Origin of the sequence: Prevotella sp. HUN102, from assembly GCF_000688375.1 — a bacterium.
GTDB lineage: Bacteria > Bacteroidota > Bacteroidia > Bacteroidales > Bacteroidaceae > Prevotella.
Genome location: NZ_JIAF01000004.1, coordinates 2221391 through 2236390, shown reverse-complemented (window position 1 = coordinate 2236390; position 15000 = coordinate 2221391). Strand labels below are relative to the sequence as shown.

Sequence of the window (15000 nt, the reverse complement as noted above, 5' to 3'; positions counted from 1 at the left end):
TTTATCATGGGAATCTGCCCGTGTCAGTTAATCCATTCCAACGCTGGTCCTCTTACCTGTTCGGATGTGCCGACGTTCTGGGAACCCCGTTTGTCAGAGAGGGATATGTGTCGATGATGATGGCTGTCCTCGCCTGCATAAGAAGTGGAATCGTCCATCCCTTCATTCAGGAATCCCATCGCGGATTTCCCTCTGCCTGCGTCGGGACAATTGTACCGTCGTTCGCAGATACATCCCTTCGATTGCGTTGTCGAAGTTCCATCCGTATTCGCCGTACATCCCCTCGAAAAGGAATGCATCCCAATCAGGGACTTTTGCGATGGCGGACATCTTCGATTTGCTCTTCGACGGGGCAAATATAGATGCCTTCGAAGCTCTTTTTCCACCCTTTTTGCTAACTGCGTACTTGTGGCTCCGATTTGCGTATTTGTGGCTCTGTAAGAGGTAAGTCATTTAGGCACAAGGCTTAGTAACTTTGCACCCAAGCGGCAGGCCGAAGCCTTCGAAGCATGAAGCGTTCTTTTTTGAGAGACTCGACTTCCGTCCTTCACGGACGGATTTATTTGCGCCGGAGCAAATAGCAAGATATGTCCTGCGTTACTCGAAATAAATTCGGTAACTCCGAACTCTTGCTTTTGCAGAGGGCAAGACACCTCCGAAGTCGGTGTCTTTGGGAAGAAAGTTTTCGATGTCTTGAAACGTAGGCTTTACCGTGAAATCTCTCGAAAGGAACTTCATTGTGCTTTGCACGTCTGTCCCCGTAGAGAGAAATACAAACCATTAAAATCCAAAGTAAAATGACAAAGAGACATGTGGGGAGACCCTTGAAAAAAGAGAAAGCCAACCATTGTTGTATGGTTCGGTTTACGGACACGGAGTTTGCGCGTTTCCTGACGCTTTATGAGCAGTCAGGCGTACCGAACAGAGCGGTTTTCATCAAGGCAAGGGTCTTTGATGAGACTTTCCGAGTGATAAAAGTAGATCGCTCGCTGCTTGATTACTATCAAAAACTGACAAATTTGTACGGGCAATTTCGCAGCGTGGGAGTGAATTATAACCAAGCTGTGGTCGCCTTAAAGAGCAATTTCACCGAGAAAAAAGCCTACGCTATGCTTGCCCAACTGGAGAAACTGACTCTTGAATTGGCAGCTATCGGAGGTGAAATCGTACAACTTACCCGTGAATTTCAGGAGAAATGGTCGCAAAGATAAACTATGGCAGTTCCCTTTACGGTGCTTTGGCGTACAATGGAGAGAAGGTGAACGAGGGCGTTGCCAAGATTCTGGAGACCAACAAAGTGTTCTCTCCGGCTGATGGAATACACAATATATCTGCCTGTATGCAGGACTTTATGGCATATATGCCGAGTCATGTCCTCACAAAAAAATCGGTTATACACATCTCCTTGAATCCGCATCCCGATGACACCCTTACCGATGAGCAGTTCTCTGCCATCGCACGAGAGTATATCGAAAAGATGGGCTACGCTAATCAACCCTTTATCGTTTATAAGCACGAGGACATAGACAGGCATCACCTGCATATTGTCACCTTAGCCGTCGATGAACGGGGAAAGAAGATTAACGATCGCAATAATTTCTATACCAGCACCCGTATTCTCAAAGAACTGGAACAGAAGTACGGTTTGATTCCTGCCCAAATGCAGAAAGTAAAAGAAGTGTTTCGCCTGAAAAAAGTCTGCTACGGCGACGGAGAGAATCTTAAAAAGCAACTGGCTTCAGTCATCAAACCCGCAGCGAAATTCTACCACTGTCCGAGTTTTAAGGAATACCGTGCTTTGCTCTCCACCTATAATATATGTGTGGAAGAGGTCAAGGGGGAAATGTATGGAAAGCCCTATAACGGATTGGTCTATTTTGCTACCGATGATAAAGGTAAGAAGGTGGGTAATCCTTTCAAGGCTTCCCTTTTCGGGAAGGCTGTCGGATATGAAGCCCTGCAAAATAGGTTCAAGGCTTCAAAGGAGAAACTGAAAGAAAAGCATCTTGCCCCCAAGACCAAAGCGGTCGTAGCCGGAGCATTGAAACGTTCTGCTACGAAAGAGGATTTCAGGGAAAATCTCCATCGCAAGGGTGTTGACGTACTCTTCCGTGAAAACGAACAGGGACGGCTCTATGGCATCACCTTCATAGACCACAACAACGGCTGTGTCGTCAATGGATCGCGATTGGGCAAGGAACTTTCGGCAAACACTGTTGCCGAGTGGTTCGACCGCCCGCATCCCGAACTGTCTGCTCCAATACAGCAGAGTGAGAAAGGCTGTATTCCCCAAACTCTGACTTCGGACGGAGATTCCGTCTTGGGCGGTTTGCTCGATTTGCCCTTGGAAACCCATGGTACAGATTGGGAGGAAGAGCTGTTCCGCAGACGGATGCAGCGTAAGAAAAGAAAACAACGTAAACTCTAAAAAAACAGAAAGATTATGTCACAACAAGAAGACGATTTGAGGGCATTGGCGAAAATTATGGATTTTCTACGTGCCGTAAGTATTATATTGGTGGTTGCCCATCTCTATTGGTATTGTTACGAAGCCATCAAATTATGGGGTCTGAACATCGGTGTGGTGGACAGGATACTGATGAATTTCCACCGCACGGCGGGGTTATTCGGCAATATGCTTTACACCAAGCTCTTTGCGCTGGTACTGATGGGGCTTTCCTGTCTGGGTACGAAAGGTGTGAAAGAGGAGCATATCACGTGGTCGAAAATAGGGGCATTCATGGGCATCGGCTTTGTCTTTTTCTTCCTCAATTGGTGGATACTCGCCTTGCCGTTGCCCATTGAAGCCAATGCGGCTCTCTACGCCTTTACGATGACCGTCGGGTATGTGTGTCTGCTGATGGCGGGACTCTACATGAGCCGACTACTCAAAAACAACCTGATGGAAGATGTCTTCAATCAGGAGAACGAATCCTTTATGCAGGAGACAAGACTTTTGGAAAACGAGTACTCGGTCAATCTGCCGACCCGGTTCTATTACCGCAAGAAATGGAACAGGGGCTGGATAAACGTGGTCAATCCTTTCCGAGCTGTCTCTGTCTTAGGAACGCCGGGCAGCGGTAAGTCCTATGCCATCATCAATAATTTCATCAAGCAGCAAATCGAAAAAGGATTTGCCATCTACTGCTACGACTTCAAATATCCCGACCTCTCCACGATTGTGTACAATCATTTGCTGCATCACTCGGAAGGATATAAAGTCAAGCCGAAGTTTTACGTGATCAACTTCGACGACCCTCGGCGGTCGCATCGTTGCAATCCGATACACCCCGATTTCATGAGCGACATATCGGATGCCTACGAATCGGCTTATACGATTATGCTCAACCTGAACAAGACGTGGGTACAGAAGCAGGGAGATTTCTTCGTGGAGTCGCCCATCGTCCTCTTTGCCGCCATCATCTGGTATCTCCGCATCTTCGAGGGAGGAAAATACTGTACCTTTCCGCACGCCATTGAGTTTCTCTGTCGGAAGTACGAGGACATTTTCCCGATACTTACCTCTTACCCTGAATTGGAGAATTACCTTTCTCCCTTTATGGACGCTTGGCTCGGAGGGGCGGCTGACCAGTTGCAAGGACAGATAGCTTCCGCCAAGATTCCCTTGTCAAGGATGATCAGTCCGCAACTCTATTGGATTATGACGGGAGATGATTTTACGCTCGACATCAATAACCCCAAGGAGCCTAAAATCCTTTGTGTGGGGAACAATCCCGACAGGCAGAATATCTATGGGGCAGCATTGGGATTGTACAATTCGCGTATCGTCAAGCTGATAAACAAGAAAGGGATGCTGAAAAGTTCCGTGCTGATAGATGAGCTGCCTACCATATACTTCAAAGGGCTTGACAATCTGATAGCCACCGCACGTAGCAATAAAGTGGCGGTATGCTTGGGCTTTCAGGACTTCTCCCAGCTGAAGCGTGACTATGGAGACAAGGAAGCAGCCGTAGTGATGAATACCGTCGGAAACATTTTCTCAGGTCAGGTGGTCGGCGAGACGGCAAAAACCTTATCGGAACGTTTCGGGAAAGTGCTTCAAAAGAGGCAAAGTATGAGTATTACCCGAAGCGACAAGACGACCTCCATCTCCACGCAGATGGACAGCCTGATTCCGCAGAGCAAGATTTCCACGCTCACGCAGGGAATGTTTGTGGGAGCGGTTGCCGACAACTTCTCCGAACGTATCGAGCAGAAGATATTCCACTGTGAGATTGTGGTGGACAATGCGAAAGTGGCAAAGGAAACAGCCGCTTACCGACCGATACCCGTTCTGACGGACTTCACGAATGAAAACGGAGAGGATATGATGGAACAGGAAATCAAGGCGAATTATGACCATGTAAAGACGGAGGTGCGGGACATCGTGGAACGGGAGTTGCAACGGATTGCTGATGACCCGGAACTTTCCAAGCTACTCAGTAGCAAAAAATCATAAGAAATGGGTATGCCTTTTATTTGATTAAGAGAGTGGGAAATCGTATTTTTGAACACGCTAAACGATTACACTATGAATTGTTTCAATCATACCCAAGAACCGGCAGTCGCCCAATGTTCCGATTGCGGAAAAGGGCTGTGTCCTGAATGTGCAGCAAGGTATCAGCCGATACTTTGCTCTCCTTGTTATCAGAAAAGAAAGGACAGAGCCATCTGGGATAATCTCTACTACCTTATCCTATACACCGCATTCTTTGTCATCGGCTATAAACTCGACTTTATGACCACCAAACGAATGCCCGACATGCAGTGGATGTCTGGATACGTTCTGATGGCTTTTTGGGCAGGGTATGTGTTTATCAACAAAGTACTGCCGTGGAAGATGACGGCAGGAACGACAGGACAGTGGAATTTCTACTACGTATTCAAGTTTCTGCTTTACCTCATAGGTGGTTTCTTTACGGCTCCTTTTGTCGTCCTTTGGACAGCGTATAAGTTCATAAGGGCACTTTTCCGATAGGAAATTCTCCAACTAACGGTTGGAGTTTTTTCTAATCTTCTTTTGAGGGACTCGAAAATTTTCTGCAACCAATAGTCGCAGAAAATAAATCAAGGGAGATTTACTCCGAACTCGGAATACCTCCCTTTTGATTTGTTGCACCTTGTGTTCTCTTCGTTTCGGCTCCCTTATAAAATGAAGAACGCCCCTCAAGTATGCTGTCTTTCGACGCGCCTGAGAGGCTTATTATCTTTTAGTTATAGAACTGTCTGATTTTAGACCACTGCAAAGATACAACTTTTTATCCAACAATCAATACTCTCATCGATTATTTTTTATCGTTCCACATTTTTTCATTCATCCAGCCCGGCTGAAATCCCATAGCATTAAGGGATACAACTTCTTGATATTCTGTCAATAAATCTTTTAATCGATGTTTGAAAGCGGAGGTGGGATTTGCTGTTTGCAACATATAATTCAGCATACACAGGAAATAATAGAGTTTACTCCTTTTTACCGTGTTCGGGCTGTCTATCCAGTCAAGGCTTTTGGAAAAAGCCAATTTTTCGGGTACGATGTTCATGTCCCTGTTCCAAAGCCTTGCATGATGGGCGCATATATTGCGTACATAATTTATTGTGTGAAGCCACGAACAGAACGTCTTGGGTGGCAGGACAAAATAGGAGGCGATACCGTTTATATCGGCACGGTGTCTCAGTCCGGTACAGATACGCGAAAGGTGATTGAAATACATGACTTCAACGCTCATCCAAGATGGCGGATTTACGGGGGTGTCATATTTATTGCAGTAATGCTGAATGAAAACCTCTGCCTTGTTGTTGTGTAACTGTTCCTTGATATGTTTTTGAATATCGCCATATACATCCATTGTAACAGTCCTCCCGTCACGCAAAGTAATGATCTTGGGAGGAGTGAACATTTCCGGTCTGTCTTGCCAATGCGAACCATATTTATGGCTAAGCTGGTATATGATTTGTGCACGTATGGCAACTTCCAACCGTTCTATGGCATCAAAAACCAACAAACGCAACTTTCGGTCAAACACATACAGATTATACACCGTATCCCAAGTAACACCTTCTCGGAAAGAGTCAAGTATCTTTCCGTTTTCCTTTTGCTTGTATGGAAGCATATAGGCACTGAGACGATAGTAACTGATATTGGCAAGATGCCTTTCCGTACGTTGCTTATCGGAAATGACCATTCCTCTCGAACTCAACAGTTCGACCTGCTCAGTATATGTTAATGGAGGTTTGTTATAAATTTCCATATACTTGTATTTCAAACGGATGCAAAGATACGGATTTTTGATGCGTTTTTATAAATATTGCAGAGAAAATTCAGTATGGCATACAAGGAACTGCTTCCAACATCCGAGGATATAGCCAAGAAGTTGGAAGTGCTTATCAAAGAATGAATGAAGGGAGATACTCCGAAATACCGGAATATCTTCCTATTGATTTACCGCTTCTTGAACTTGCCGCCTTTCAGGTCGCTCTCCACCATACGTTTATTGAGTTTCTCACGGAGTTCATCAAGGAAATAGGTGCGGCTGTCATCTTTGCGGCGTTTCATGTTCATATAGACGTTGTAGCAGTTCTTGATTTCCACTCCAAAGATCTCCGAGAGAGCATCTGCTAACTCCTCAACACCTATTTCTCCATCATTGATACAGTCGCAAGTATCAAGGGCATAAAGAAGTTCAACTAAATCTGTTGCTTTGCCTGTCCAACGGAGTTTCTGAACTGGTTTGACGGGCAAAGCAGGAAGAAGTCCCTGTATTCGCATCTTCAACAATTCCAGCTCTGTGTCAATGACAAAGAGCAGCTCCAATACATTTTTTCCCCATTTCGGTTGTTATTTCTGATTTTTCTGCCACATCTCCCAAATGGAATCGAGTGTAATGTAGAGTCCGAAACAAGGAAGCACTATCGGGCTCCGAAATACTTAGTGCTACAATTTCTTCTAATAAGCGTTCTGTTGCTATTCGTACTTGACTCTCTGTAGAGACTTGTGAAGAAAGCACTTCAAAAAACGAGGTTTGAATTAATCTTTTCATACTTGTTATTCTTTATGTATTTATACGAGATGATAATTCAAATAAGTTTTTATATTTTATTACTATGTTTCGAACTACTTTTTATCACTTTTCGACAGACGACATGCTGTGTCGTAATTGATCGCTAAGCATCGGCTTAATTTCATCATAGAAATCTTGGAACGAAACTCTCTCTTGTCTTGATTTATCAGCTATCTTGTGTATAGTTGAAACAAATTTCTGAATGCCGATTTCTTCTATTGTTTTATAGATTGCTATAGCACCTTTATTTTGTGCTAAATAATCAGCTCCGTCTGCATACAGTAATGGGGGTTCAATATTGGGTTCATTATTTTTATGTCTGATATAAGAGTTCATTTTCTTTTCATGGAGGATTTTTATCGCATTCTTCCCCTCTTTGTTTTGTATGAAGACCATTCCTAATGCCTCAGGTATTGCCGTTTGAAGCATATCCGCCCCTTGTACATCTGCCATTCTTATATGGGCTTGTATCCACTGTCTGAAAACTGAAGAAGCAATGGTTTGTAAGACGTAGAGTCTTTCTTCTGAATGAGAAATATCCGCATACCAACCTTCTTTTTCGGAGATGGCAATAGTATTCCCATAAACATACAAAGGCTCTTTGAAGAATGGTATTTCAACGAGTTTTACTTCTTTATATGGGAAACTTCCTAATAGATGTGTCGTATAATCAATGCATGCGATAAGGGAACTTTGGTAAAAGTTGACATTAAATGGGTGATTGTGTGCAAAAAACACTTTTGTTTCTATACCTTTACTCCTCTTGGCATTGTAGTCGTACATAGCACTTGCGAAATGCCAATTGAAAGGGCATGGTGTATCTATTTTTGATGCAACAAAAAACCTATTGCCCTTTTCATACTCATATAATGTTTTTCCGGGAAGAATGAGGCGTTGCCCTTTATCCGTTGTTGCATGGATAACTCCTAAAACAAGCTCTGCATCAGACATATAAGCATCTCTCGCAAGATATATTTTATTTATTATAGGAGCCTTTCTTGACTTCAATATAGAAAGACCATATTCTTTACGTTCACGATTCTTTTCCAATCGATTCTTCATATTAAAACCAATTGTCGGCAAATAATCTTTAACATTTCCCCATAATCCCTGAAATGCTAAATCTAACTGAGGATCGCCACCGTCACCGTCTTGCGTAAATCCTTTGTACTGTTTATTTGCTTTCAGAGATAATCTTACGGTCTCCCCCTGTTGTACAGAAGAGGGTAACAAATAAGTATACTGATTGTGTAAAGTATCCTTAGACAACACCTTTAATGGAAAATGATTTTTTTCCAAACTTTCTACTTGGCAAAACTTTGGAAAACTTAAACTTATCGTATCAATAGGAGTAATGTTTCTGTTGATTAAAAAAAGCTCGGCAGAATATTCAGCCTTCCGTTCCGATTGGAAGAAATCAATATTCAGCTCTATATATTGATAATGTAATTGAGCTTTACAGTCAAGATAAAAATGTTTCTTCTCATAATCGGCCTTTCTCAGACAGACCTGATCGGTACTTTCAAAATTGCCAGATATATTTACCTCTTTGTAAATGTATAGATGCGTCATAAAGAACAGAATGATAAAACAAGCCACGGACATGGACAATTTGGGATTTTTCTTAATAACAGTCCTCAATCTTATTCTATTCAGCATTCCTGCGTTACGCATACTTATTCCCAAGAGAATGAAAATCATTCCCAAACACAACCACATCAATATATACCAATAGCCTGCAATTTCCCAGATCCCATAACCATATAATTCCGAATAAGACTTGAACCCAGGAACGATAGAATAGGCAAAACGTGTTTCTTCTACGATGCCTTGATCAAATATAAGTATCATAGCAAGGAAGCTAGATATACAAATAACATGAGAAAAGAAACGCTTTCGAGTCAATGTAACAATAAAGAAAGCATATGCAATCCAAAGAATGAAAGTGATCCACCCCCAATGATACCCCAAAATGTCATTCACGTATTTGGAGAAATCAAAATAAGCACCTCCTCCCTTCAATACTTGAGTTAACACAGATATAATAAAGAAACTCAAAGAGAATGTAAAGGCAGCTCCAAACATCGTGAATAGTCGGGAAGATAGTATAACCCATTGAGGGGTTGGCAGAGAGTCTGTAATTAACCCCATACCACAAGTCTGTTCTCTAAAGAACAACTCTATAGCCATTGCCATAAGTACTATCATAATGAATACTCCGAACACAAATCGGAAGTAAGTCATTACAGAAGTGATAGGAATTGTTGCTCCGATATAATAAGACTCGTTCCACAAAAGATTTTCTAATAGGATGAGTATGAGAATTGCTCCCAATACAATTCTTACTCCTAACGAACGAATTGTCATGAGATATTCAATTCTGGAGAGATTGAAGACGGACTTCAAATGCCATTTCAGACTTTTCTCAATGTGTAGATGATGAGAAAAAAACTGTTTCTCATTTGTCTCACAAAATAATGAGACTTTCCGTTCTCGCTTCTTTTGAGTATCATTTCTGTTCAAAAACCATTGAAAAGAAAATTTTCGATATGAGATGTTTAATAACAAGAAAGTGACACAAAGCCAAAAGACTCTATTTTCAATCAGATAAATATCCAAAGGAAGAAAAGCAATATTCTTCTCAATGGTTGTCATACCTTGATTGATGTATTCTACGATATTAGTTCCAAATGGATCGAGAATAGCCAGTATCCAATTCATGTCAGAGCTCTCCATCGTGGTTTTGGCAATCATGAACAATATAGTAATGATTGCCACAGCCAAGTAACCTGCACTCACTTTTCTTGCATAGGTAATAGATGCAAAAACCAAGGTTGTGAGCAAAAGAATATTAGGAAGTGCGAAAATTAGGAAACCATGAAAAATCTGTAACAATGGAATTGTTCCGAATTGAAACTCTTTTCCTATACCTGATAGAGGAAGCAAAAGCATCCCTGCAATTAGTCCGAGAGAAATAACAAGATTGTAGATATAAGCAGAAATAAATCTACCAATGAAAAATGCTTTATTACTAATGGGTAGAGCATAATACCATGAGGCACTAGTGTTTTCAATCTCTCTAAACAGGAAATTTCCGGAAAACACTCCGATTATTATAACAAGAAACATTCCCATCCCTGCAAAACTCTTGTAAAAAATGGCAGATGAGTTCATATACACTCCTACATTGGGATACATATCATAAAACCCCTTTGCATACCAAATACCTTGAAACAGAAGTATCAAGAAAAGAATGAAAGTTTTCTTGCTCGGCAGATTACTTTTCAATTCATACGAAATAATATCCTTTACCATATTTCTGTTTTTAGAATGGAGATATTGCACACTTATAGAAATAGAAATCTTCTAACGAAGGTATTTTCTGTTTGAATGGATAAGGCAAGTCTTTTTCGGAGAAGTAAGTGGAAAACTTATTCCCAGAACGATAATATGAATTTATGAGGAGACATTGGGATTTGAGACCTGTTGTATTGCATTCTTCAAAAGGAATTTCCCACAATTTTCCTGTAAGTTTATGAGTCAAATCGGAAGGTTTTCCAGAACAAACAATATGACCATTATTTAGAATAGCCATATTTTGACATAACGTTTCAACATCTTCCACAATATGGGTAGAAAGTATTACTATCATATCCTTACCTATCTCAGCAAGTAAGTTATAAAAGCGATTCCTTTCAACGGGATCCAATCCTGCGGTTGGCTCATCAACGATTATAATTTGGGGATTACCCAAGAGGGCTTGTGCTATACCAAAACGTTGTTTCATTCCACCAGAATAGCTATCAACTCTTTTTTTTCGTACATCAAACAGATTTACTTTATGAAGAAGCTCTGTTATTTGTCTTTTTCTGTCCTCATTTGAAGATATGCCTTTAAGAGTTGCAATATGTGACAACAACTCTTCTGCATTCACATTTGGATACACCCCAAACTCTTGCGGCAAATATCCAAGTACTTCTTTCATCTTCAATGGAGAGGATAAGACATCCTCTCCATTGATATAAATACTGCCGCTATCTGGCTCTTGTAACATAGCAATAGTCCTCATCAAAGTTGATTTGCCAGAGCCGTTCTTTCCCAATAGACCAAACATCCCGTTTTCAATAGAAAGTGAGACATCTGCTAAAGCAACAACACCATTACGGTATTTCTTGGATAAATTACGTATTTCTAAATTCATAAGCAGGTCTTAAAATTTCCCGATAAGAGTCAATCCAAAAATTCTTGGCATATCCAGTTTGCATACAGAGGGACCGAAAGGATGAGCAAAAACTAGATGTTTGTTATTTGTCAGATTCTTTCCCCATAAATAGATACCACAATTCGTACATTCCATTCCTATACGAATATTTATCACATCATATTTGTCTTGTTTAATGCTATTGGCCAAATTAAAATATTGGCTTCCTGTATGCTTGTATTCCATACGTATTAAAGCATATATGGGAGTGCTGAGAATAGTCAATGGTCTCTTGTATTGTGCTGATAACATCGTCGAAAATCGTGGAGTTTGTATAGGAGTATTTCCACTTTTATCAACTGTTTTTCGTGTGACAAAATCAAACAATGGCAGTTTCTTGTAAACAGCATCTGTATAAGCGAAATTCCAATCTAACTGCAATCCCGAAAAAGGTAACAATGTCATTTCATACTCTATTCCTTTGGATTTAACTTCGCCTGCGTTTATATAGATAAAGCTCATTGTTTTTGAATCTATGCCACTAACAACTTGATCTTTCCATTCAATATAGAAAAGAGACATATTTGCTCTTAATCGATTATTCCACCATTGTGTCTTTATTCCAACTTCATAATTATTTGTATATTCGGGATTATATTTCAAATGTTCTGGATTTGAAGTATAGGCATTTAATCCTCCGGAACGGAATCCTCTCGCATATGAAGCATATAGCATTTTATCATTGGTTATCTTGTATTCAAGAGAAAGTTTGGGAGACCAAGAGTGATATTTGCCATTTACCGAAGTCTCGGGTAATGTCGTTTGAGGAGGATTAGAGGCTTTTACCATTTCACTCCTTGTTGTAAGTTCTCTTTGTTCATGGTCATACCTTATTCCAAGCGTCGCTGATAATGCATTTGTCAGAGAATGAGAGATTTGTCCAAAAAACGCATAACCATTATTTTGTTTAGAGGAAATAGTACTCATCTCGTAAGGAGCATTGGGATCTATGGTCGCATAATCTTTATGATATTTATAAGTATAGTTTTCTTCCATATCTTCCCTGAAGATAAATGCACCAACAAGCCATTTTGTTTTCTGTTGTTGTGCAGAAGACAATTTTAATTCTTGTGAAAAGATGGAATAAGGCAGTTTCTTTCCATTGTATGTATTCCATGTCATCATATCAGCATCTGTATAATCGGAATCACCATCTTTAGAATAGAATAAATCCTGATGCTGGAATGTTGTTGTAGAAGAAAAATTCAAGAATTTCCCTTTATGTTTAACCGCCAATGTCGCAGATTGCTGATTCTGGCAGAAGTCGGCAGGTCTATTCATTTTAACTTTATACGGATTGGCAAATGCCTGTTCTGGATTCAAAGCATAGGCGAAAGCATTTGGAAATCTGTCTTTTTCGATAGTTCCATGCAAATTTGCAATCCATGAAGGGGATATTTTATACAGCATACAGAAATTCCCTTGTATCTTTTCATACCCATAAGTTTTTGTTTGCAACGTTGTATTTTCGCCATACCCGTTCATTTTATCATACACGAATCCTCCTTTTATGTATAAACGATCTTTAAGGATAGGACAGGATAATGAAAGTCCATATTTTTGCAAGCCAAAACTTCCGATGTTGGCTTCTGCGTATCCATTTATTTCATTGGTTGGAGATTTTGTCTCAATGTTAATGACTCCTCCCATTGTGTTACGTCCAAAGAGAGTTCCTTGGGGACCTCTTAAAATCTCGATTTTTTTAGCGTCAAACATCTCGCTATTTAAGGCATATCCATTGTATGGAATGCCATCTACATATACACCTACTGCGGGATCTGTTATAGATATGGAGTTAATGCCTCTAATTACGAATAGCGTGTAGCTACCACTGGCTAACTGATTAAGATTGGGAACGTAAAAAGGCAAGTCGTTTACACTTTGTAAACCAACATCTTTTAGAAATCTGGAAGACAATCCTGTAATAGAAATTGGAACTTTCTGCATGTCTTCACTATGCTTCCTTGCTTGAACGATTACGGATTCCAATTCAATAAATTTATCTTTGCATATGAAATCATGCCTCTGTTTGGTGGTGGCTTCTATCAAAATCCATTCTTTGGAAGTTTCATAACCAACAGAAGACACAACAAACTCATATTTCCCCTGTGGAACAAGAATGGAAAATTCTCCTTTTTCATTACAAGCAGAAGAGAGGCCTAATTCGGGAATGCTTAACAAGGCATACGGCACTTTCTCCTTGTCGGGATTTTTAACCACTCCGTAAAAAGTCGTTTTTGTCTGTGCATTTGCTGACAAAAAGAAAAACAACAGCATTATCGCTGACAAAATAGCTTTATTCATATTTCGTTTTATTTATTTGTTTTAATTTCCTATGTATATTCAGTGCAAAAAACAAGGTTAATAAGGTTGTAAGAATATCCGCTACAGCTTGTGTGTAAAGTACACCTCCAAGTCCGAAGTAAGAAGGAAGAAACAAGATGGCAGGAATAAAAAAAACACCTTGTCGACTGATGTTCAGTAAAAGAGTTTGCTTTGCCTTTCCCATAGCCGTGTAAAGCGTAGAATAGACAAACTGAAATCCGAAGGTAAAAAACAGAATCGTGTTGGCTCGTAACGCTTCCTCTGCAATAGTTTTCACCCCTTGATCATCTCCGAAACAAGCGATGATGGATTCAGTAAACGAGAGAATAACAAGGCTCCATACTATACAAAATGAGGTCGTAAGAATGAGGGAGCAACGTATCGATTCCCGAACTCTGCCATAGTTTTTTGCTCCATAATTGTAACCAGCAATAGGTTGGAGTCCTTTTACAAAGCCAAAGACAACATTTGTTCCAAGTGTTACAATTTTTAATACAATACCGATGGCGGCTACAGCCTCACTTCCATATCGCACAGCTGCATTTTGCAATAAACTGATGGATAAACTTTGAAGAAACTGTAATAGGAGCATAGATATTCCTATCTTAATTACTTCACCATATATTTGTAAGGTTGGATTAAATCGTGTCAGAGAAACTTTGACAGGAGATTTCCGGAAATAAAGCACATAGATGAGAGTTGTCAAGAGTTGTGCGATAATAGTTGCCCAAGCCGCTCCTTCTACCCCTCCATGCAATGTATAAATGAAAATAGGATCCAATAACATATTGACGACGGCACCAAATACCATTGCCATCCCAGAAATCTTAGAAGCTCCTTGAGAAACCACAATATTGCCGGAGGATACATTTATGGTACCTATAACACAACTGACGATAAACAACTTACTATAACTTGTCGCCAATGACTTGGTTGCATTATTTGCTCCCATAAAGATTAATATCTTAGGGAGAAACAGGTAAAAGAATAATGCCGTAAACAGCCCCATAAGAAATGCCGTTATAATGGAAACGGAAGCCACTTGTCCTGCTTTATCCACTTGTTTGGCCCCCAGTAATCGGGATATATAAGCTCCACCACCGATACCGAAAGTTAATCCTATTCCGGTAAAAAATAATGATATCGGAAATGCGATGGAAACAGCAGCTACAGACAAGGTTCCCAATCGGGCTACCCAGAAAGTATCCACAACATTATTTACTGCCATCACGAGCATTGCTACGACAACTGGCATTCCCAATTTGATGAGCGATTTTGTCATATTTCCATCGCGAAGAATATTGAAAGTTTCCATAGAACCAACTTTTTGTTGCAAAGGTATCTCGCTAACAGGAA

13 protein-coding genes are annotated in these 15000 nt (G+C 40.5%); 4 read left to right on the top strand and 9 right to left on the bottom strand.

Features of this window, described 5'->3' with window-relative positions; genetic code table 11:
* Positions 1 to 23: 23 nt before the first annotated feature.
* Positions 24 to 179, bottom strand: coding sequence for a hypothetical protein (locus tag P150_RS17745; RefSeq protein ID WP_155953030.1), 156 nt, complete (start codon positions 177 to 179; stop codon positions 24 to 26).
* On the bottom strand, positions 163 to 453 hold the full coding sequence (locus P150_RS0115020) for a hypothetical protein (protein ID WP_028898417.1): 291 nt from the start codon (positions 451 to 453) through the stop codon (positions 163 to 165). The genes P150_RS17745 and P150_RS0115020 overlap by 17 nt, the downstream gene beginning before the upstream one ends.
* A 344-nt stretch (positions 454 to 797) precedes the next feature.
* Here P150_RS0115020 and mobA point away from each other — a divergent pair, with 344 nt between their 5' ends.
* From mobA to P150_RS0114995, 4 genes are all read left to right on the top strand, one after another.
* On the top strand, positions 798 to 1211 hold the full coding sequence (mobA, locus tag P150_RS0115010; RefSeq protein ID WP_353745160.1) for a conjugal transfer protein MobA: 414 nt from the start codon (positions 798 to 800) through the stop codon (positions 1209 to 1211).
* On the top strand, positions 1196 to 2428 hold the full coding sequence (gene mobB / locus P150_RS0115005) for a conjugal transfer protein MobB (RefSeq protein ID WP_028898415.1): 1233 nt from the start codon (positions 1196 to 1198) through the stop codon (positions 2426 to 2428). The genes mobA and mobB overlap by 16 nt, the downstream gene beginning before the upstream one ends.
* A gap of 15 nt (positions 2429 to 2443) precedes the next feature.
* Complete coding sequence (mobC, locus tag P150_RS0115000) at positions 2444 to 4459, top strand: conjugal transfer protein MobC (RefSeq protein WP_028898414.1); 2016 nt, start codon at positions 2444 to 2446, stop codon at positions 4457 to 4459.
* Positions 4460 to 4531: 72 nt separating this feature from the next.
* On the top strand, positions 4532 to 4978 hold the full coding sequence (locus P150_RS0114995) for a hypothetical protein (protein WP_028898413.1): 447 nt from the start codon (positions 4532 to 4534) through the stop codon (positions 4976 to 4978).
* A gap of 307 nt (positions 4979 to 5285) precedes the next feature.
* Here P150_RS0114995 and P150_RS0114990 read toward each other — a convergent pair whose 3' ends face one another.
* The 7 genes from P150_RS0114990 to P150_RS0114960 all read right to left on the bottom strand — a co-directional run bounded on the left by P150_RS0114990 (position 5286) and on the right by P150_RS0114960 (position 14959).
* Positions 5286 to 6248, bottom strand: a complete 963-nt coding sequence (locus tag P150_RS0114990; RefSeq protein ID WP_028898412.1) for an Abi family protein — start codon at positions 6246 to 6248, stop codon at positions 5286 to 5288.
* Positions 6249 to 6439: 191 nt separating this feature from the next.
* A complete protein-coding gene (locus tag P150_RS0114980; RefSeq protein WP_028898411.1) occupies positions 6440 to 6766 on the bottom strand; it encodes an RteC domain-containing protein in 327 nt (108 codons plus the stop codon).
* Between the two features lie 22 nt (positions 6767 to 6788).
* Positions 6789 to 7037: a ribosome biogenesis protein gene (locus P150_RS17270; RefSeq protein ID WP_081819346.1), complete on the bottom strand. Its 249-nt coding sequence runs from the start codon at positions 7035 to 7037 to the stop codon at positions 6789 to 6791.
* Positions 7038 to 7121: 84 nt separating this feature from the next.
* Positions 7122 to 10373 (bottom strand): ABC transporter permease, encoded by a 3252-nt coding sequence (locus tag P150_RS0114975; protein ID WP_028898410.1) that lies wholly within the window; start codon positions 10371 to 10373, stop codon positions 7122 to 7124.
* Between the two features lie 10 nt (positions 10374 to 10383).
* Positions 10384 to 11259, bottom strand: coding sequence for an ABC transporter ATP-binding protein (locus P150_RS0114970; protein ID WP_028898409.1), 876 nt, complete (start codon positions 11257 to 11259; stop codon positions 10384 to 10386).
* Between the two features lie 9 nt (positions 11260 to 11268).
* Positions 11269 to 13623, bottom strand: coding sequence for a TonB-dependent receptor (locus P150_RS0114965; RefSeq protein ID WP_028898408.1), 2355 nt, complete (start codon positions 13621 to 13623; stop codon positions 11269 to 11271).
* Positions 13616 to 14959, bottom strand: coding sequence for an MATE family efflux transporter (locus P150_RS0114960; RefSeq protein WP_036932248.1), 1344 nt, complete (start codon positions 14957 to 14959; stop codon positions 13616 to 13618). The genes P150_RS0114965 and P150_RS0114960 overlap by 8 nt, the downstream gene beginning before the upstream one ends.
* Positions 14960 to 15000 lie beyond the last annotated feature (41 nt).